Here is a 22,017-nt window from a genome sequence, read left to right as displayed (position 1 = left end):
TTTGCCATGGCGACTGGAAGTCGCAGCTACACAAACAAAGTCCGCCTGCGCGGACTAGAATATACGCGGACTAGAATATAAAGGAGGTAGCTAACAAGGTAAGTCTTTAAACCCGTTTTAACGGGTTTTAGCTTTTAGCCAGAACTTTAGTTCTCGGCTATTTCTTAAGCAATTTATTCCAGGCATTGACTACATCTTGATCATCGAAATGACAGAACTTTTCTATGGTGACTGTGTATAATCAATTCAAGTAACCAAAAACAAACAACCGTTAAACCTGTCAACACTGTACCCGTGGCAAAACAAACACTATATCCAAAACGTGCTGCTAAATAGCCACTGACAAGAGACCCCACCATTGTTGCCACTCCGATAATTGAATTATAGACTCCCAACGCCATTCCTTCCTCACCTTTGGTTGCCAGACTTGCTACTGAAAGGGTACTAGCAACATTAATCACAGCCCAGGTCAAACCCGTAAACAGATGAGCAAATCCAATCATCACTAAACTCGCTGGTGTTGGCTTTAAAAATGCCAGAAGGGTAAAAACAATAAAAACTGCCACCCGCACGGCTGTTCCTAGAGTTTGCCATCTAATGCTGTCATGGTTTTGCACGAACCGACCGATGGGGAAATAGAGAAATGCCTCAATCAACGCCTTGCCAAAAATAATTAAGAAAATCAAGGAATTGGTCGCTCCCAAAACCTCAGCCAGAAAAATCGGGAAGGGAAGATAGACAATTTGAACGGCTAGAAAAAATAGAGCCGAACAAAGGTAATAAAGATTCAGGGGACTATAGAGTTTTTGATGAACCTGATTTAACCACTTTGGAGCTAGGATAAAGTAAATCATCCGGGATGGATAAAACAGCACTCGCCGTTCAATCACACCGACAGAGAGTCGTCCCAGTAACGATGGGCTAAATAGACGATTGGAACGAACCTGCTGCGGTTCCTGTACCCAGATTAAACAGAGAATTAAGCTGAGAAATGTTGCCCCAGATGCAAAAACAAATAAACTTCGCATCGCTGAGACAGTACCCCACGAATCCGAGACAAGTTCTTGCCAAATCCCGCCGCCAATTAAAGCGAGAACAAAACTCCAACCCCCAATTAAATAAAACCGACCAAATGATTGAGACCATTGTTTTTCGGGAATCGTGTCTAATACCAGGGCAGTTGATACAGGAATAATGGCTGCCATCACAAATCCTGCCGCTATACTGAATTGCTGCACTTGAACCAGATTGTCTGCCACACCAATCCGCCACATACACAACGCAAATCCGACATATCCCAGAATTAGAAACGGGCGACGGCATCCTAATCGGTCAGAGAGATTTCCCCACAGGATAAAAGCAACCACACCAGCCAGGGAGACTAAGGAATTGGTTTTACCTACATCGGTGATACTCCCACCAACGACTTGCACAATAAATAGGGGAAGTAGGTTAATGAAAAAGCATTCCCCTATTTTGTAAGGAACTAAATGGAAAAACCAAAGCGGCGTTGAAGATAACAAACTGATTTTAACCATAAGGTTTAGCCTGCTCATCCCGGTTTAGATAAATGTGAAAGGCACTACCGTTTTCAGCGAGTATCGCTATTCAAAAGTAGAGACGTAGCATCCTACGTCTTTTAAACATTCAAAGAAGTCAAAAGGAATTTTATGCGGCTCATTTACGGTGAGAACAAGCTACATAAGACTGCTTTAATTGTGCTATTGGCTTGGTGGCGAATTCCTGACTCTTTGTTGCTCAGAGCAAATTTTCTGAAGCCAACAATTTGTAGCGAAGCTGCCAAGCTAATACATATCTGTCCTGAGCAATATAGCCCGTGAATGCTAGATGTGAACGTTTCTGTTATAGCAATCGCCATAGCGGTTAGGACGCATCATTTATGTAGAGACGCGCCATGGCGCGTCTCTACCCTAACGGATATGAGGTCTCCTTTAAAATCAAATAAGTAGTATACATTTCTATATTCTTGAGTATACATCTTTTAACCATCAATGGCTTGTTCCTTTTCCCTGTTCCCTCCCCTGACAAAGTGAGTGCGGTAGAGACGTTGCACCGAACATCTCTACTCGTTCCTTAGTCAAAAAAGGCAACAATGTCAAGGATTATTTTGAAAACTCATAGACGACTAACAGTCCATGGGCAGTTCCCAAACCTTGCTGTAGGTTCCACTCTAGATTCCGCAACAAATAGGCAAGTTGGGGTTCAACTAAATTGGCTCTAGGGTCTTCAAAACACAGTGTCGGTGCTGTGCGTACCACGTTGCGAATTGTGCGGATCGCGTCTTGGACAACAGGAGGATAACCCGCTTGCGGTTCAGCAAGTAACTTATGAGGGTTGCGCCACTGATCTAGAGCCTCAATGCAGGCATAAACGACTGCATTCCAAGCATCTTGAAAATTCGAGAAGAAGCGATTGATGTGAGGATGATCCGGATGGGGATTGTACTTAAAAATTAACTGAGACAAATCGGTGCGACAGTTAATTTCATGTAGAGAGTTAATCGCCGCTCGAATTGGGGGCGCTTCGGGATTAAATTCACGGGTATTCATGTGGCGACCCACCAAAATCGAGCGATCGCACAATCGTCGCCGGGAAATCTTTACCCCTTTACTCTCCGCTACGGCGTGGATAAACTGATCGAACTCCTCGCCACCCCAATACCGAATCTCGAATCGTTCCACCTCAATTTCGCCCCTAGCATCTGGGGGATAGATGTAGGACATCGAGTAGGTATTCATCGTGGATTGCTTCCCAGCCGATTCTCCCCAGTAGCGGGGCCACTCATAGGAATAGCGAGCTAGAAAATCGCCCACAAAAATGCCTTTGTTTCCTATATGGTCGCAAATATCGCCAATCACTCTGGCTAATGAGCGATCGTTGAGGTGTGACAATGCCCCATAAGAAGAAAAGTAGATATCGTAGGCAGGTTCCCCCGCAGCAATGGGTAGCCCTTCATTCAAATCGGCGACCTCAAACTTGGTTTGTGGGTGGTCAGCATGGAGAGTCGCGGCTTTCTCAATCATCGCTGGACTGATATCCACACCCTTGTAGTGACCAATATCCTGATAATCCAGCACCGTCTTAATCTGAGCATCCAGTGTTGGCGGAGTTTGGGGTAAACTTGTTAGGATACCTAAGCCTTCTCCTGCACCACAGCCTAAATCCATCACCCGCAGATCAGTTCCTTCGTCTTGCTTCTGGATAACGAGGGGGCTGAGAAAATGGCTCATGACATTACGGTTAAAGCGGTCTTCCCATAACCGTCTAACATTGTCATGTTTACCAAATAAACCGGGAGAATGATGGTCATAAGCACCAATCGCTACAGCTTTGGCGTAATTTTTAAGAACGTCGAGTTGCTTCATGCGGTTGAAATTGTTGCTAATTAGGGACATTCATTAATGCCTGATTCTATAAACGACTGGGATTGATCCCAGCCTTGCCTTAAATACAGCAAAAGCCAGTTAATCTTACCACGCTCTGACTTTGCCCGATTGACTGTTCATCGCTAACCTCGTGAGACCTCGCATTCAGCGATCGAAAAGCTTGCGCGTAGCGCGTAAGCAATGGGCGAAGGAATAGAGGTCAAATCTTGCCACTCAATGTGGTAAGATTTGACAATCCAGTTGAAGGCACGACGATTAAACCCGTGCTTCGCTGCAACAACCTGACTTTTTTGGCAGTAAACTGCCCAATTCGTTTCCAGTTTCCGTTAGAAACAGAAACCTGTGTTTTGGTGTCTCCAGAACACCAGCCCGTATAGGTTTTTCCGGCTTTTTCAGCTACAACCTTGTCTCCCTTTCTGAAGCTATGACGAGTAACCGTGCCGCCATACTTTCGTCGCTTGCCACCCTTGGATGGAACAAATAGGTGCAACTGCCGGCGGTTAATAGGTGGTCTGCGGATTACCGTAAACGGCGCTGGTGTTATATGAACACCACCCTCCCAGTTGCCATGCTTGGCATTCTTAGAATATCGCTCCCGCCATTGAATAAACTCAAACGCCGCTAGGCTCACACCATCAACAGCGTGTGTCTCTGGTGTCTGGTTAGCTTTGTTTGTCTTGTCTTTTGTTAGTCCTAACCATGTTCTAAGCTGGCTAGTTCCGTTGCCGTTTTTTTGCCAACCTTGATGAGTCACAACTGGAGCTAATTCAGACAGCCATTTAAGCATTTGTCGCTGTCCTACCATTACCGGGGAAAAACCAACACCAGACCGAGCAGATTTGCGACCACTGGTTTTATTCACATCAGCCATGACTAATTCATGGTGAATAGCGCTAACGGGAAACAGCGTGAACAACTCTTTGACTACCCGCAACTCTAGCTGCTTGTTAGCTCGAATTGAAGGAGGCAGTTTGGCTTGCCTGCGATTGTCAAACCTTGCTTGACGGTGACAACGTTCGGAATACGGTAGTTTTCGGTTAATCCGCCTTCCCCTTCTTGCTCTACGCATAACTCGCCGCAACTCCATCCGTTCTTTAACTATCGTGAACGGTAAAACGAGATGACCCATCCAGAGAGTAGCTTGACTTGATTGAACTCCAATACCTGAGTAGCGCTTGCCAGGGTCTATCCCAATGGCTATTGGCTGGGTGTTCTCTTTTGTTTCAAAATTCAATTGAATAGCAAAGCATTCTAAATCGTTGTGTACAACCTTGGCTTTGCCATCTCTCAACCAACGCCTAGCACGACTAGGTTTAGTCGGCATTAAGGGTTTGCCTGACTTTGATAGAACTGGTACTCGTAACATGGGTGATAAACCTCACGAGTTAAGTTATCAGTTATCAGTTACCAGGTATCGGTTATCATTTATCAGCCAATTACTGACCACTGATAACTGACCACTGACCACTGACCACTATGTCCCTTCCCACCATCTCGGTTAAGATGTCCTGACTTAACAGCGACTCGACAAAAAGCCTTAAATGTAACTCGGACTAGGGAGGCATCCGAGAGTTTGTACCAAACCGAGACTCTATGTGGTATTCAACGGTTTAAACAGTCCGTTTGTCCGGCAATCCCCAACTTCAACGAAGTAAGTTGGGGTTATTGAATGTGTGCTGTTTATTAGCCTTGACCCAGTATAAATTAGTTCATGAATAAAATTTAAGCCAGTTCGGAAACAGCAGACCAGGATGATCAACACCAACGAATTGCAAACACTAGCCAAAATAACGGAGCAGTTACCCGATATCCTCCAAAATTTGCATCGCCTATATCAGCCCCTGAAAGCAGGAGTGGTGGCTGACTATATCCCAGAATTGGCGCAAGCGAATCCGGATTGGTTCGGTATTACGGTGGTGACGGTGGGCGGTCAGGTTTATACCGTTGGTGACACGTCGATCCCGTTTACGATTCAGTCAATTTCAAAACCCTTTGTCTATGGACTGGCTCTCGAAGATCGCGGACTGGACTATGTTTTGGAACGAATTGGGGTTGAACCAACGGGAGAACCGTTTAATGAAATTATCGAACATGAGGAGATACAAGAGCGACAGTATAATCCGATGGTGAATGCGGGAGCGATCGCGACCACCAGCCTGATTAAAGGCTTAGATTTATTTGAGCGGCAAACTCGCTTACTGCGTATGTTCCACCGCTATATCGGTCGAGACGTGCAAGTCGATCAGGCGCTCTTCCAGTCCAAGAAGAAAACTGATAACCTGAATCGAGCGATCGCCTACATTATGCAGAATTTTGGCTTGCTCGAAGGCAAGATTGATGAAATTCTCGACCTTTACTTCCATCAGTGCGCCTTAATGGTCAATTGCCGGGACTTAGCGGTTATGGCGGGTACGCTGGCGAATGCTGGCATCAATCCGATCACCGGGGAACGCGCCCTGAAAGCCGATTACGTGAAAAACTTAATCAGCATCATGTACACCTGTGGTCTCTATGACTTCTCCGGTCAATGGGCATATAAAGTCGGTCTACCTGCCAAAAGTGGTCTATCTGGAGCAATTATTGGCGTTGTTCCTAACCAAATGGGAATTGCTGTGTTTTCTCCTCCTCTAGGGGAACACAGTAAAAGTATACGAGGGGTCAAGGTGTTTGAAGCCCTCTCTAAGCACTTGCGACTTCATGTATTTGATAAAGTCGTTGAGATGTCGGGTTATTTGCCAGAAACGATTAACCAAGACGGTAACAACGGTACTGAATGTCTGGACATTAACGATGAGCAGTTAGCGGTGTCCCAAAAAACACCGTCCTATCCCCAGTCGCGGGCAGTCGATGAAGGCACAACGAACACGCTACCGATGCGAGAACGCCCACCGAGAATCATGCCAAAGCTCAACTCGGCAGCCATGATCGCTCAATTGCATGTGAGTCCCACGTCCTTTATTACCGATTTGCGGGAATTGCATCGCCAGTATCTTCCCCTCAGACAAGGGAAAATTTATGTAAGCGAACCGGATTTGGTGGAAATTAATCCCGATTGGTTTGGCATCTGTGTGGTTACCGTCGATGGTCAAGTTTACACGGTTGGCGATTGGGAGCAACCGTTCTTAATTCAGTCCATCTCGAAAGTGTTTGCCTATGGACTGGCACTCTCGGATTGGGGACGGGATTATGTCTTGAGCCGAGTGGATGTGGAACCAACCGGAGATGCCTATAACTCGCTAATCAAGGTAGAAGAAAACTCCAAGCGCCCCTACAATCCCATGGTAAATACAGGTGCGATCGCGATTACCAATTTAATTGAGGGAAAAGGACCGGCTCATCGGCTCAATCGTCTCCTGGAAATGTATCGCCGCTATATTGGTCATCGTGTCTTTGTCGATACACCCAGCTTAGTATCCGAACAAACCGCAGGCGATCGCAACTGGGCAATTGCTTACTTGTTGCGGAATTTTGGCATGATTTCTGGGGGAATCAAACAAACCCTAGATCTTTATCTCCAGCAATGTTCGGTCATTATCAACTGCCACGATTTAGCGGTGATGGGAGCCACTCTTGCTAACAATGGGGTCAATCCGATGACGGGAGAACAAGCGATTCATTCCCCCTATGTAAAGGATTTACTCAGTGTTATGTTTACCTGTGGCATGTATGACTTTGCTGGGGAATGGGTGTACAAAGTCGGATTTCCGGCTAAGAGTGGCGTTGGTGGCGGCATTATTGGCGTTGTTCCCGGTGTGATGGGGATTGCCGTCTTTTCACCACCCTTGGATAAGCGGGGGAACAGTATCCGAGGGATTAAAGTGTGTGAGGAACTATCGAGGCGCTTCGGCTTACACATTTTTCAATCTTAAAGATTTGCCCCTCCATCTCCCAGACGCGCCATGGCGCGTCTCTACATGCTCCCTCTGCTTCCCTAAACGGGTCGTTCTGACCAACGGGCAACATTCGCCAGAATTGATTCCGGCTGCTCAAATACATCCATAAATATCTGGTGATAATAACACTCTTCCGCTGAACGTAACCGTGCTTCTGAATGTTTTTGGCGATAGGCTTGGGCTTGGTCTTCACTCATGACTTGTGACAACATTTGGGTTAATAAATCAACCGTGCCACTGCCTTCATCAAACTGTTCTTTTGTGCGCCAAACAATCTCAGTGGGTAACAAATCCTCAAAGGCTTTTCGCAAAATCCATTTTTCCACTAGGGGATCACCCGCCAGTTTTAAATGGGCGGGAATTCTTTGACCGAGTTCAATCATTTTCAGATCTAAAAATGGAACTCGTCCTTCTAGGGAGTGAGCCATGGTTAAACGGTCTACTCGCTGTAAGTTAATATTGTGCAGACTCGTCACTGACCGCCGTAATTCGCGATGTAGGACATCATTATCAGGGATACCTTTGTAATAGGTATAACCTGCAAACAGTTCATCCGCACCCTCACCCGTGAGAATCACTTTGACATATTGGGCGGCAAGTCGTGAGGTAAAGTAACAGGGAATCGCACTGCGAACTAAGTCTTGGTCAAAGGATTCCAAGGAATAAATAATTTCGGGGAGTTTTTCCTTAACTTCCTGGGGTGTAATCACATACTCATGGTGAATCGTATCCAGATGCTTAGAGACTAAACGGGCAGCTTTTATATCTTTACTCCCTTCAATTCCCACTGAGAAGGTGTGCATTTTCTCGATATGCTGTCTGGCTACAGCCGTGGTGATACTGCTGTCTAAGCCACCGGAGAGGAAGCAACCGAGGGGAACATCACTCATCAGCCGCTTCACTACAGACGCCTCGACAGTTTCCCGCACTTCGCGAATGAAAGCCTCTGCGTCAGCATTTACCTCTGGCTGAATATCTGGCACTTGGTAGAACGTCGAAAACCCAGCTTCTGAGGAGAAAAAGGTTCCGGGTGGGAATTCCTGAACATTTTCGCACACAGAAGCGATCGCCTTGAGTTCTGAGGCAAAAACAAACGCACCATCTTTTTTGCCGTAGTATAGAGGTTTAATGCCAATGGGATCACGGGCGGCAAACAATTGATCCCCATCCGCGATCGCAAAAGCGAACATCCCATCAAGTTGGTCAACAGACTCAATTCCCTGATCTTCGTACAGATGCAAAATTGCCTCTGTATCGCTTTTGGTACGGAACTTAAATCGTTCCGCTAACTGGGGGAGTAACTGGGGAAAGTTATAAATTTCGCCATTTCCGACAATCACTCGCGCCTTGCGATCGCCGTATATCGGTTGGTTTCCCCCTTGCGGGTCCATAATACTCAACCGTCGATGTCCCAGAACACCCGCCTGGATTGGTGACACAAACATTCCCTCGGCGTCTGGACCTCGATGGATTAAGGCATCCATCATCGTTTTGACGCTGATTTCATCAATTTGCCCCCATATTCCAGCAATACCACACATTTATGCTATGCACTCCTTTTAGTTTGGGTTTCCATCGAGTGACTTTGCCACGCCTATCAATTTTGACACATCGCTTAATCTGCATTTGTATCACAATTGGTCACATTGATGGTTAATTAGTCTCTTACAGTACACAGACAGATCCCCGACTTCTTGGAGAAGTCGGGGATCTTGCTTAGATTAATCATTAACCCACGCCACCTAAAAGAGTAGGGCATAGGCAATATACAACCAACACTATCCCGTCCAAGTTGAAAACTGGAGATTCTCTTAGGGAAAAACTACAGGTTTCAACGTAGACGCGGTTTCCATCAGTTACACACTAGCTGGCACTTGCGCCTTAGATGTCAACCGTTCATAAGTGGATCGCATCTTCAGCCCCACCAGAATCTGGAACAACCCAGAACCATTGTTAGAACCGGGATAGTCCTTATGCTTGAGCAACAGTTCGGTCATCTCACCATAGTATTTCGTGGAGGTATTGCTGAGGTGACTTTCGATGTAGATCATCTCCTCTAGATTATCAAATTGACCATCCACTTCCAAGACGGAAACATCATGACCGAAGTAGCTATCCGGACCATAGTACAGCTTGATCCCAGGATAAGCACAGGTCAACTTACGACCACAAGGTCTCCAGTCAATAGTAGACCCTTCATCAAACAGATAGACAGGTTCAAATCCTTCTACACCTTCTTTCTGTACCAAGCGCACCCGCAGGATCTTGCATTCCTTATCATCTTTGAGTAACTGAGTCGGTAATATCTGAATCACGACATCAGCAAACTCTTTTTGGGGTTCGATGTAAGCACTGAAGTCAGGGCGTCTAGCGTTAATGGACGCCAGAATATCTTCATAGGTATGACCCCGTTCTGCCATGTCCCGCTGGATTTTCCAGTTAATCTTGACCTCATCACTGATATCAAGATAAACACCGAAATCAACCAGCGATCGCACCCGCTCATCATACAGGGGATGCAATCCTTCGATTACCACGACTTTATTGGGTTCTACCCGTTCCGGTGGATCAAGTTCACCCGTCTCGTGGTTATAAATTGGCTTATCAATTGCCTGACCATTTTTGAGCGCTTTGATTTGCTCATACATCAGGTCAAAATTATTCGCCTTGGGGTTAAGCGCTGTCACCCCTGCCGCTTTACGCCCTTTACGGTCTAAGCTGTGATAGTCATCCAAGCAGATGACCGTCATAAACTCTTCACCAAATAGGTCTGCCAAGCGACGCAGAAATGTGGACTTCCCGCATCCAGAGTCTCCAGCGACGGCTATTAATACCACGCGGTCTAGCTGAGTGGTCATAGTTTCCCTCTAACGCAAAAAATAGTTTCAAATAGAGTTTCCAGCAATCCAAGTCCCAAGTCTAGGGTCAACCCGTCTGTTGATCGCGTGCCTTTAACCCGTCACATATTTGCAACAGGTACGAGCCTTCTCTCAAGGATCAGACTCAAGCCAGACACGGGGTAAGTATTTAATACTAGCGGCTGTTAGTGGATTCTACCAAAATGAGATTATGTCTACAAGTCTTAACGTTTCTCCTCAATTCCTTAACATAATCCTAAAGTGAGTTGTGCAAATTGGATCAAAAAATTTCAAATTGACTCGATTTTGACTGTTTGTCGGTCAATGACCGAGTTCTCCATCGGCATCACCTGCCAAGAATTGCCTCCTAACCGATGCCCACAGGAGTTCAGATGAGTTGGAACTTTGCCAACTCAATCAATTAGACGTATTCTAGAGTATACATTGAACCGACTTCATTCCCCACCCAGTTGAGCCGAGTTAACGACTGTACACACTCCGCTTTGTCGTGAGCGTGTGGGCTGGAAGCCAAGTCTGTTGCCCAAACAGCGATTGGATGCAATGCCAATCCGATTGGCATTACTGGGAATTCATCCCACACTGAATAAAAGTTACAGCGTGGGACATCTATTGCCGGATTAGCTAACGGGGGAAGAACGGGAGTCCACAGCCAGGTATCAAGGTCAACGACCTGCCATCAACTCTACGGGATGAAGCGACTGAAACCCTGATTGGGAGGTTGCTTCATTCGTCACGAATTGATGAAATGTTGTACTGAGCAATATATCGTAATCGATTGGTTTAGAGAGAAATAACGCAATGTCTAGTAACACCACAGCCAAGAATCGCCTGTTTCTTTACGAAGTGACAGGTCTAAGTCAGAACACCGAAACCGACAAAATGGATTATCCCATTCGTAGTAGTGGTAATACGTATATTACAGTGCCATACAGTCGAATGAATCAAGAAATGCAACGAATCACCCGCATGGGTGGCAAAATCGTCAGCATTCAACCTCTTGATGGTGTGATGAATGCCAAGAATGGAATGAATGGCAAAGCGACTGAAGCTGCTGCAGCGCCGTCGCCGGAAAATATCGTTCATAAAAAATCCTCAAAAGAGGGTGTTCCTGTCAATCTGTACAAGCCCAAAAAACCCTATCTAGGCAAATGTATTGAAAACTACGAACTGGTTGCAGAAGGGGGATCAGGAACAGTTCGCCACGTTACCTTTGACATCTCTGACGGGGATATGTGGTACTTGGAAGGTCAGAGTATCGGCATTATCCCACCGGGGAAAGACGAAAAGGGTAAACCGCATAAACTCAGACTTTACTCCATTGCCTCCACTCGTCATGGTGATCACCAGGATGATAAGACAGTTTCCCTCTGTGTTAGACAACTGGAGTACAAGCACCCAGAAACCGGGGAAACCGTCTATGGCGTCTGCTCAAGCTACTTGTGCAATCTGCCAGTTGGCACCGATGATGTCAAGATCACCGGACCAGTTGGGAAAGAAATGTTACTTCCCGAAGATCCAGATGCTACCATCCTGATGATGGCAACAGGTACAGGGATTGCCCCCTTCCGGGCTTACCTGTGGCGGATGTTGAAAGAAAAGCATGAAGACTACAACTTCAAAGGGTTTGCGTGGCTGATTTTTGGTATCCCCTATACGGCAAACATTCTGTACAAAGAGGAATTGGAAAAACTACAGCAAGAGTTTCCCGATAATTTCCGTCTCACCTACGCCATCAGCCGTGAACAGAAGAACAAAGAGGGTGGCAAGATGTATATCCAGCATCGGGTGGATGAACATGCCGATGAACTGTTTGAGTTAATGCAGAAGGATAATACCCACACCTACATTTGTGGACTCAAGGGAATGGAAGATGGCATCGATGAGGCACTTTCGGCTGCTGCTGAACGGCAAGGGGTGAACTGGGCTGATTTCCAAAAATCTATGAAGAAAGCCCATCGCTGGCACGTTGAAACCTACTAATACGGCTCCCTTGGTAGCTAAACGTTAAACGTTTTTTGTCTAGCTTAGATGAGCGCGTCTACAGGTTGAGGATTTAATCCTCCAGTGTAGGCGCGTTCTTGGTTAGGGTGTGGTGATGGGGAGATGAGGGAGATGGGGAAGCAAATGACGAATGACGAATGACGAATGACGAATGACAAATGACGAATGACTATAAGACAGTTGCCCAAATCCTGAGAATTACGTTAAATTTAATTAAGCAGAAGTAAAGTTTCATATTGAAACCACCGTTTAAGCTGGTCTTTGTGCTAAATAAGAGGCTCTTTAAGAGCAAAAGCCAAACCAGAAAACAAATATCTAGAGGCATAAGCAATGAAATTTTCCTGGAGAATTCTCCTACTTTGGACTATACCCGCTCTTGTCATCGGGTTTTTCCTATGGCAGGGAGCGTTTTCTCCGGCTGTTGGTGATTTAAGTCAAAATACCGCCAGCACCCGGATGAATTATGGTCGCTTTTTAGAATACATTGAGAAAGGGAGAGTCACGAGTGTTGACCTCTATGATGGGGGTCAAACGGCAATTGTAGAAGCGATTGACCCGGAGCTGAAGAAAACGAATCGCTGGCGCGTTGATTTGCCTGCTAATTCTCCGGAGCTAATCACGAAGCTGAGAGAGGCTGATATTGCTTTAGATACCCATCCTGCCCGTCAAGATGGGGCGATTTGGGGAATCTTAGGGAATTTAATTTTTCCGATTTTATTAATTGGCGGACTATTTTTCCTATTCCGTCGTTCCAGTAATATGGGTGGCGGTCCCGGTCAAGCGATGAACTTTGGTAAGTCTCGCGCCCGGTTCCAGATGGAAGCCAAAACTGGAATTCTCTTCGATGATGTGGCGGGAATTCAGGAAGCCAAGGAAGAATTGCAGGAAGTGGTGACATTCCTGAAGCTACCGGAACGGTTTACGGCGGTAGGCGCACGAATTCCCAAAGGGGTGCTGTTAGTTGGACCTCCGGGAACTGGTAAAACATTATTGGCAAAGGCGATCGCGGGTGAAGCTGGAGTTCCGTTCTTTAGTATCTCCGGTAGTGAATTCGTGGAAATGTTTGTCGGTGTAGGCGCGTCCCGTGTCCGTGACTTGTTCAAGAAAGCCAAGGAAAATGCCCCTTGTCTGATCTTTATCGATGAGATTGACGCCGTAGGACGACAACGGGGTGCAGGTATCGGCGGTGGTAACGATGAACGTGAGCAAACGTTGAACCAGTTGCTGACGGAGATGGATGGATTTGAAGGCAATACTGGGATTATCATTATTGCTGCCACCAACCGTCCTGATGTGTTAGACTCCGCCTTATTACGTCCCGGACGATTTGACCGCCAGGTGATTGTCGATGCACCGGATCTGAAAGGACGGATTGGTATTCTGGAAGTCCATGCCCGAAATAAGAAACTGGCATCGGAAATTTCCATTGAAGCGATCGCGCGACGCACGCCTGGATTTACTGGGGCAGATTTAGCCAACTTGTTGAATGAAGCGGCAATTCTGACAGCCCGTCGGCGCAAAGAAGCGATTACCATGCTGGAAATCAACGACGCCGTTGACCGGGTTGTGGCGGGTATGGAAGGCACACCGTTGGTGGATAGTAAGAGTAAGCGGTTAATTGCCTACCATGAAGTCGGTCATGCGATCGTGGGGACGGTACTCAAGGATCATGATCCAGTGCAGAAAGTGACCTTAATTCCTCGGGGTCAAGCCCAAGGATTAACCTGGTTTACGCCCAGTGAAGAGCAAGGCTTAATTACACGGGCGCAGCTTAAAGCCCGGATTACTGGGGCATTAGGGGGTCGTGCTGCCGAAGAAGAGATTTTTGGTCATGCTGAAGTTACCACAGGTGCGGGTGGTGATTTACAGCAGGTGACCGGAATGGCGCGACAAATGGTCACCCGTTTCGGTATGTCCGATTTAGGTCCTTTGTCTCTAGAAAGTCAACAGGGAGAAGTATTCCTCGGTGGCGGCTTGACGAATCGGGCGGAGTATTCCGAAGAAGTCGCCTCTCGCATTGATGAACAAGTGCGCCGGATTGTGGAACATTGTCACGACGATGCTAAGCGGATTATGCGCGACAATCGCGTTGTAATTGACCGCTTGGTGGATCTGTTGATTGAGAAGGAAACGATTGACGGCGAGGAGTTTCGTCAGATTGTAGCGGAATATACTCATGTACCAGAGAAGGAACAGTACGTTCCTGTGCTGTAATTTCGGACAATTTAATTGATTCATTGAGTAGGGATGGTGAATATCATCCCTATTTTTTGTTTGTTTTAGGTGAGAAGCTGTGGGAAGCATGTCACCTGTGTAGGTTGGGTTGAGGAACGAAACCCAACGAGAGTGGGTTAGGTTGAAGGTTATATGCTTTCCCTGACATGCTCCCGAAGCTGTGTTTTAAACTTAGTAAACCCAAGGAAGCAAAAGCTCAAGTCAGCAATAGCTGATTGGATAAAAGTTTTAGTCAACTGTTTAATGGACAGTAGATCCCTTGCTTAGAACTTGAGGAGATTTTTGGCAGATGTCGGGGCTTACTGAGAAAGGTACGATATCTTAGTTTCTACAGAGTGTAAACAGGCTTTTGTATCTTATGTTACCGTTTTTGAAGATTGTCGTAAATAATTCGACTACTGAATCGATATTCTAGAAAGCTAAGGAAATTCATGATGAACGCTCAGAATAACTTATCAATTGACTCGGTAGATCAGTTACGAGAAACTTGGTTTAAGAAAGGAACAACCTTGGAACGTGTTCGCCACCACCTTCAAGCTGGCAAAAATAAGATTCGCATTGCCTCTGGCTTTTTCACGATCAGGGGATGGAGACTGATCAGAACTTATACAGATGGTAAACGTGTTTATCTGTTAGTGGGTTTAGACGAACCGGGGGAAGAGAGAGCGCGGAAAGCTTTGATTAGTGAAATCATGCGCGATTTGCGTACTGGTTTAGATAGAGATCGACGACAAACCGTGCTTGATTTAGTCGCAAGAATGCAATCGGATCAGGTTTACATTGTGGATGCTCGTGCGCTGGATCACCATAACAAACTTTACTTGATAGACAATACATTAGCAATTCAGACTTCATCTAATCTAACGGGACGTGGTTTGATGGAGCAAGTTGAGGGTGGCTGTATCATCACTAAACACCGTGAAATTGTCGCACTGGTTCAAGAATTTGATGATTTCTTTGCCAAAGCACAAGACATCTCTCAGGAACTCTTAGAAGTCCTCCGCCGTTGGCTTGATTGTGTGCGTCCTTGGGACATTTATCTCAAGACTATGTTGGCTCTGGAGGACCTTCAGCCTGTCAAAGCTAACTATAAAAAATCTCCGGTTAGTTACCAGAAAGATATGATTACTCAAACGCTACGTCAAATACACGACTTTAGTGGCTCGATGCTGGTAGCTTCTACTGGACTAGGTAAAACTGTAGTCGCCGTTCATGTAGCATTACATCTGCGTGAAGAAGATGCAATTGATAATGTTATTGTTATTGGACCGAAGCCAGTAAAAAAGACCTGGGAACGCGAAATGCTTGACGCTAGCTTATCCTGTAAGTATTTTATTCGTCAAGCGCTGGATCAAAAAAGTTATGAGAGGGATCATAGTCTTGAAGATTTTGAGGATATTTTACAAACTACTCAAGAGCGGCGTTGGCTGATTATCATAGATGAAAGCCATGAGTTTAGAAACCGCTACACAGATAGATTGAGCAATAGAAGATATAAACAATCGCAGAAAGTAGAACGTCAGGCATTTCAATGGCTAAAACCCCTATGCCATGCCAATACTTCCAAAGTTTTACTTTTAACGGGTTCACCTTATGCTAAAAACACTGAAAATCTAAACAACCAGTTATTTTTACTCCCTCATACCTCTGAAAATCGGGCTTTATTGCCAGATTGGATAGATGATGCGCGAGCATGGCATATTGAAAAGCCTGAAGAATTTATTCATCTACCTGTCACTTCTCAACTAACGACACCGCACGTAGCTAGATATTATGGTCAACTGGATGAACAGGAAATTTATATAAACTTTGGCGAGGAGAAACGCTATATACCCAAAATAATACTTCATAGTATTGACTTTCCTTTACCCTTGGAAATATCTTTGACTCCCATTATCGCTGATGGTTACTTTGACCTAAACTCTCGCAACCCTATGTTTAAGAAAAGTATAGAGAAGTTGGTCAAAGTTGCTTGGGCAAGTTCTCCTTTAGCTCTCCGTGGAGTGCTTGAGCGCACCATTGATACACCTAATGGTAAAAATCAGTATGTTTTTGAAAAGCTGGAGTTTAAATTTACGCGCAAAGAGCGAGAGCGAGTATTGCAGCCTATACTGAAACAATTAACGTCTAAAAAATGTCGAGATGTAAAACTAGAAACTCTTTGTAAAATCCTTCGAGAACTACAAACTCAACAAGAAAAGGTAATTATATTCTGTGAGCGAAGAGCGACTGTAGTTTACCTCCAGCAAAAATTAAATGAATTAATTCCTTCACTACACGTAATCGCCACGATCGATGAGGTTGCATCTAATAACTATGAAATGAAAGAAACTAAAGAGATAGAAAGAATTATTCAAAAATTTGCACCTGTGGCTAATGATGCGGAAGACAAGTATGAAGAAAATTATGATGTATTCATTTCAACAGATGCTCATGGTGTCGGTGTGAATATGCAGGATGCCTCTGTAGTCATTAACTACGATATAGACTGGACTCCCATTGGTCCTATTCAGCGGGCTGGACGCATACTCCGCTTTTGGCGTTCTCCACGAACCGTACAAGTATTTACGTTTGTTCCTAATTTAATAAATGAGAGTAATCTGCACTATGAGTTAGCAGGTATCATGGGACGTTGGGAAAAACTGATGGAACGTCATAGTGAATCTCGAAAGTTAATTGAATTGCCCGTTTTAACTATGGAAAGAACTCAAGAAATTAATATGCCAGATATAACATCACCTGTGACTATCCGATCAGGGCAATTAGATATAGACGAATTAGCTAATTTGGATATATCACCCTACTACCAGCACACAGCTAAACTACAGCTTAATCGTAATTATGCCAAGAACATTCCTAGCGATATTGTCAGCGCTAAGATTTATTCAGAATCCGATCCCTCGATTTACGTTTTGCTCAATTATCAAGGAAAATATCATGGACTTGTTTATGAGCCTAAAACTCAACAACTGCGGGAACCAACTGTGGTCAAGCTGCTCGATATAATTGCCTGCACTGAAGATACAGAAACGGCTTGGATTGACTTCGATAAAGTAGAAAAATTGAGTGATGCTTGCATCAACAAGTGGTGTGATAAAGAAGGTATTAATCCAGAAGAAATTGTTAGAGAATGTACTCTATACCTGAAACCTGCCCAAGAAAATGATACAGTCAAAGACTGGCTGAACTTTAAATAGGTGTTTATCTGGTGTTGATATTGGTTTAATTGAGTCAGTTTAGGAGATAAAGTTCGAGTAGGTGGGTTAGAGCGATCGCTATCCTCGCCAAGGTTGATGGAGAAGGTTTAGAGATGCGCCATGGTGCGTCTGGAGGACATAGGACATTATTTGGATGGATGGCGAATCTGTCGCAGAATTAAACCGATGGGAAGCGCGATCGCATGTCTTGTTCTGTTGCACTTTCATCCCAAATTCGGGTTAGCTACCCCGTTATAACCTAGTCCTTACCTTGCGGACTTGGTTTGTGTAGCAGCGATTTCAATCGCCATGGCAACGGGGAGGGCAGGTTTTGTAGAATAGTTAGCGGTTACATGTCAAATGTTTATCCCTAAACCCGCCCCTACGGGTTGTGTGGATGAGGGCGCGATCGCAGGATGACTTGCCTTTGGATAGATATGCTAGATTCAATACATTGCTAAAGTTTAGAATTAAGTCAGTTTATCTCATGGGAAACGAGCAAAAACTTTCCCAAAAAATGTATTTAATAATACACAAACCCGGTGAAATCAGTTCAGCATTTGCCGGATCATCGATTAGAATACTCGTCCAAAATTTTTTCCCCAAATGCTTCACCGCCACTTGATCAACTGACTGGGTGTATCTACCCAAATCAACCATTCAATTCCGAGGACAACGGTAATGATGCGTAAAATAATCATCCCTTTAGGCGCTGGCGTACTTGTCGCTGGCTTGACACCAACCGTCGGCGCTATGCCCATTGAACCCTCTCAATCCGACAACGCCACCCTATCAGGTGAGTCGCTACAGGGACTCGATAGTCGTAGCCTAAACGATAACACCACATTTTTCCCTCAAGCTTCATCCAGATCTCAACCTGCATCTGTCGCATTACCCGATAATGAATCTGAGAATGAAACTCCCTCCATCTCCTTATTTGGCATAAAATTATCGGCTGAAGAATCGCCGTCTGATTCAGACGATTACCCCTCCACTCATTTAGAATTAAGCGATTTGGAGGTTTCGGCGGGTGGATCATCCCTGGATAGTGAGCAAGTGGTGAACGTGAAGTATCGACTTCTTTCGCCTTAAACCCACATTGGGTATAAGTATTAGGGATTGGGGAAGTGTAGAGATGCTTTTGGCATTCCGCCTGTAGGGGCGGGTTTCACTATTATCATTTCTTTTTTACCCAGATGTGACTAAACCCGCCCTGACCGAATGTTATAGCACTACGCACTCTCGTTAGGACATATCAAGAAAACATCAAATCGCTCAATCCCTTATCAGGTAAGCGTTTTCCTTCACTATTGCCTATTGCCCATTGCCCATTGCCCAGCGCGTAGCGCTATACAGTTCAAGTAGGCTGGGTCTTTGCGATAGCGAAACCCAACAGACTAACCTGGAGTTGGGTTTCGTTCCTCAACCCAACCTACAGTTCCTCAACCCGTCAATTTAAGGTTGACAGACCACTAGGCGGACTTGGTTTGTCTAGCCGCGATTTCCTTTTCAACAGGGTAAGGTTTAAAGCCCACAAGGACTATCGCTACCGTTATTTTCTATGGGCGCTACCGTATGACTCAAACGCATAAAGAAGGATTGAGGCGTGTCTTCCACATCAGACACCACACCATGTAAACGCCGCACCAATGCCATAATCTTATTCCCATACTCCGGATCAGCACTCCAGCGCCGACTTAAGTCATACACCGAAGGCGCACTCCCGCGTAAGACGAACTGGAACCGAGGACTGACGATGGGCGGATGTTCAATCGGTGCAGTCGTTCCATAGGCTTTGAGATGCTGAATGTGCGCTTTCACACCTGTGCGGATATCCGGGAAAAATGCACCCGCCGGATCACTATTGGCTGTCCCTAAACCGCCAAAGTTATTCTGTTCCGGTTGTAATAAACCGCCAAAGCGTAAAAAGTTGGTCGTCAGACACATCTGACAAAAGGCAATGTCGTGATTGACATCTTCTTTTTCCGCCTCTTCAATGTAAATGGTATGGATGTCAGGGAACTGATCCAGGGCTTTGTCATTATTACTGGTGAGAAAGGCTTTCAAATCCGCTTCTGTAGCATTGCCAAACCAGATAATCTTGTCCGATTCATCCAAATCAGTTTGAGTGGCTGTATTCAGTAATACCGTTCTGGTATCACTATCCCAGCCGACAGAAATATTAAAAGGTTGGAGATCAACCGCTTTTACATACACGACATTGCCATAACTGATTTGGCGAATATCCGATTCCACAGTCAGATCAACACCTAAATTCTCTACCAGATCCGCCGGAATATAGGAATTCCCATTGACCAGAAGCCCTTTTTCGTCATGGTCGTAGTTTTGAATTTTGATATTAATCAGTCGGAAATGGGGTGACGTTTGATCCGATTTTGCCGTTTGACCACTCCACTGCAACAAGCCATCCGCTAAACCTTGGGCAAAGCGATCGCGGTTTTCTTGAAGTAAGGTTAAGTCTTCGGGATTGTCGAGGAAACAGAGATTGAAGATAATCGACGCTGCGGCGACTTCCCGACAAAACGGAAGCTGATTTTTGGCACTCAAGGTATCCGGTTTAACACCACGAGAGAGGGGTTTTCCGGGTAAACGCAGTTCGGGGACTTTCTCCAAGAATGCCTCTAAGACCAACTTAGCATCGTCTTTGCGGTCTTCATTTCCATCAATATAATAGGCTTCAGTACCCCGAACTGAACCATTAAAGGCATTACCACCCAGTTCTATCGCCACATCCCCAGGCAGGACGCGATCGTTAATCCATTTGATTGTACCGCCCAGATCCAGATCATCGGGTACCGTAAGGAAATTAACCCCTCGTGACTGGAGTTCCTGCACCAAGGCGTTACGAGTGAGAATCATTTCCTCGGCTTCCGTCGTCCCTAAAGCAACAACGCCGGGATCTTTAAGGTCATGACCCGCAGAAATAAGGATGCGCCCGACAGCCTTGGCTGGTGGAGGCGTGGGTTTAGTTGGTTCGGGTTCGGGTTCGGGTTCAGGTTCTGGAGTGGGTTTGGGTTCAGGTTCGGGCGGTGAGATAACCACAGGTGCGCCGAAAAATCCCAGTTGTACCAGAGTGGCGGGTCCCACCACACCATCAGTAATTAGGTTCCTTGCCTTTTGAAACAGCTTTACTGCTGCTTGAGTTCCTGGTCCAAACACGCCATCTACCCCAACATCAATTTTGGCATCTGCTAACGCTTGCTGGATTTTGCGGACATCATCACCATGCATGTAGGGACTTGTCAACTTAATGATTTCAAAGCCTTGCCAGACTTCCCCAAAACCGCCGATAATACTCCGATTCAGTCGCCGTTCAGTGGCAGGTCCATAGCCCCCATCTTCAGCAATTCGATCCTGGGGATTGTATCGATTCCAAACCCGTTGGAACGCCCGTACCGCTAGGCTACGAATATCACGTCCGCCGCGAATATAGTCGAAGTGAGGATAATCCCTCGGACCCAACCATCGCCAGCCATGTCGTTCTAGAAAGGGACGCCAGCCATCGGTATCTTGGATATCGATCGCTAAACCACTTTGGTGATTACTGCGAGGCGGACGGGCGGCGAGTTGAATCCCACAGCGACGACCTCCTCGATAGTGATTGTAGAGGATAAGCTGTTGGGCGATGGTACGATATCCGGAGTTGACGACAAGAGGAATCCCGCGATCGCGAATTGCCCGCCCCAGGGCGGCTTTAGCACCAGGCTGGAGGAAGGGCCACACGGCTTTTCCCAGACGCACATTCAAGTCTTCAAAACTGACCAGAGTGTCAGGTGTGAGGAAGTTCATCTCATCAATCACCTGTTGATCCAGTCCCCGCACGACATGGGTGGAACAGGAACGCACATTAAACAGAACTTCGGTAGAACCAGGGGGAGACACTGGGGGTAATACCACAGTTTCACCGTCCCAAATCTGAATGTGGTCGGTAAAGGCGTACCATGTATTTTTGTTGTTGAAGAGGTGGTTGGCAAACGCCACCCGGATATGGTGAGGTTCTCCGTCCTGAGGGTCCCAACTGTGCAGTGCTAACTCTGTCCCTTGCGTCAGACCATAAAGGTCATCAGGGTTAGAGATTTGACTACTATCGACAGGTCGCTGTTTGAGGAGGGTATCTTCAACTATTTTAAGCGTTAAAGCCATATAATTTAGAGCAATTTTAGTTATTGTATTATATTGCCTAAGTCGTCGGACAAAATTCAAGTTAATGGTTGAGATTAGGCAACAGTAAGGATTTGAGACTTGTTAACATTTCTTAGTACAGCAGACAAAATTTATCTCCAGGGTTTAAGGGGATTTCTTGTTCAAGAGAGGTTAGAGTCAATTGAATCAAACTCAAGGCTGCAACTCTTAAGATTTGATTAAGAACTAGCCTCGGAACCTG

At 45.7% G+C, this 22,017-nt stretch carries 11 protein-coding genes and 1 pseudogene; 6 read left to right on the top strand and 6 right to left on the bottom strand.

Going from position 1 to position 22,017, the window contains the following annotated elements; all coding sequences use genetic code 11:
* Positions 1-200 precede the first annotated feature (200 nt).
* From RID53_RS35140 to RID53_RS35130, 3 genes are all read right to left on the bottom strand, one after another.
* Positions 201-1,538: an MFS transporter gene (locus RID53_RS35140; RefSeq protein WP_446392500.1), complete on the bottom strand. Its 1,338-nt coding sequence runs from the start codon at positions 1,536-1,538 to the stop codon at positions 201-203.
* A 585-nt stretch (positions 1,539-2,123) separates the two neighbouring features.
* Positions 2,124-3,386: a class I SAM-dependent methyltransferase gene (locus RID53_RS35135; RefSeq protein ID WP_446392499.1), complete on the bottom strand. Its 1,263-nt coding sequence runs from the start codon at positions 3,384-3,386 to the stop codon at positions 2,124-2,126.
* Positions 3,387-3,606: 220 nt separating this feature from the next.
* Positions 3,607-4,773, bottom strand: coding sequence for an RRXRR domain-containing protein (locus RID53_RS35130; RefSeq protein ID WP_446392498.1), 1,167 nt, complete (start codon positions 4,771-4,773; stop codon positions 3,607-3,609).
* 385 nt (positions 4,774-5,158) lie between these two features.
* Between RID53_RS35130 and glsA (RID53_RS35125) the strand changes: the two are divergent.
* Positions 5,159-6,115, top strand: a pseudogene (glsA, locus tag RID53_RS35125) (glutaminase A); the annotation flags it as partial.
* A gap of 213 nt (positions 6,116-6,328) precedes the next feature.
* Positions 6,329-7,276, top strand: coding sequence for a glutaminase A (gene glsA, locus RID53_RS35120; RefSeq protein WP_446392538.1), 948 nt, complete (start codon positions 6,329-6,331; stop codon positions 7,274-7,276).
* 62 nt (positions 7,277-7,338) lie between these two features.
* On the opposite strand, the gene asnB is transcribed toward glsA (RID53_RS35120), so the two are convergent.
* Both asnB and RID53_RS35110 read right to left on the bottom strand, forming a co-directional pair.
* Entirely contained in the window at positions 7,339-8,841 is a 1,503-nt protein-coding gene (gene asnB / locus RID53_RS35115) for an asparagine synthase B (RefSeq protein ID WP_446392497.1), read from the bottom strand.
* A 315-nt stretch (positions 8,842-9,156) separates the two neighbouring features.
* Complete coding sequence (locus tag RID53_RS35110; RefSeq protein WP_446392496.1) at positions 9,157-10,158, bottom strand: phosphoribulokinase; 1,002 nt, start codon at positions 10,156-10,158, stop codon at positions 9,157-9,159.
* An 819-nt stretch (positions 10,159-10,977) separates the two neighbouring features.
* Here RID53_RS35110 and petH point away from each other — a divergent pair.
* The 4 genes from petH (at position 10,978) to RID53_RS35090 (ending at position 18,704) form a co-directional block, all read left to right on the top strand.
* Positions 10,978-12,159 (top strand): ferredoxin--NADP reductase, encoded by a 1,182-nt coding sequence (gene petH / locus RID53_RS35105; RefSeq protein WP_446392495.1) that lies wholly within the window; start codon positions 10,978-10,980, stop codon positions 12,157-12,159.
* 351 nt (positions 12,160-12,510) lie between these two features.
* Complete coding sequence (ftsH2, locus tag RID53_RS35100) at positions 12,511-14,394, top strand: ATP-dependent zinc metalloprotease FtsH2 (protein WP_446392494.1); 1,884 nt, start codon at positions 12,511-12,513, stop codon at positions 14,392-14,394.
* 452 nt (positions 14,395-14,846) lie between these two features.
* Positions 14,847-17,612, top strand: coding sequence for a helicase-related protein (locus RID53_RS35095; protein ID WP_446392493.1), 2,766 nt, complete (start codon positions 14,847-14,849; stop codon positions 17,610-17,612).
* A 681-nt stretch (positions 17,613-18,293) separates the two neighbouring features.
* Complete coding sequence (locus RID53_RS35090; RefSeq protein ID WP_446392492.1) at positions 18,294-18,704, top strand: hypothetical protein; 411 nt, start codon at positions 18,294-18,296, stop codon at positions 18,702-18,704.
* A gap of 432 nt (positions 18,705-19,136) precedes the next feature.
* On the opposite strand, the gene tftA is transcribed toward RID53_RS35090, so the two are convergent.
* Positions 19,137-21,776: a hormogonium tapered terminus morphoprotein TftA gene (tftA, locus tag RID53_RS35085; protein ID WP_446392491.1), complete on the bottom strand. Its 2,640-nt coding sequence runs from the start codon at positions 21,774-21,776 to the stop codon at positions 19,137-19,139.
* Positions 21,777-22,017: the final 241 nt, after the last annotated feature.

The sequence above is a fragment of the Coleofasciculus sp. B1-GNL1-01 genome (assembly GCF_040220235.1).
In the GTDB taxonomy this organism is placed as follows: domain Bacteria; phylum Cyanobacteriota; class Cyanobacteriia; order Cyanobacteriales; family Coleofasciculaceae; genus Coleofasciculus.
The sequence above is the reverse complement of the archived record's forward strand: the minus strand, read 5'-3'. Positions and strand labels throughout refer to the sequence as shown.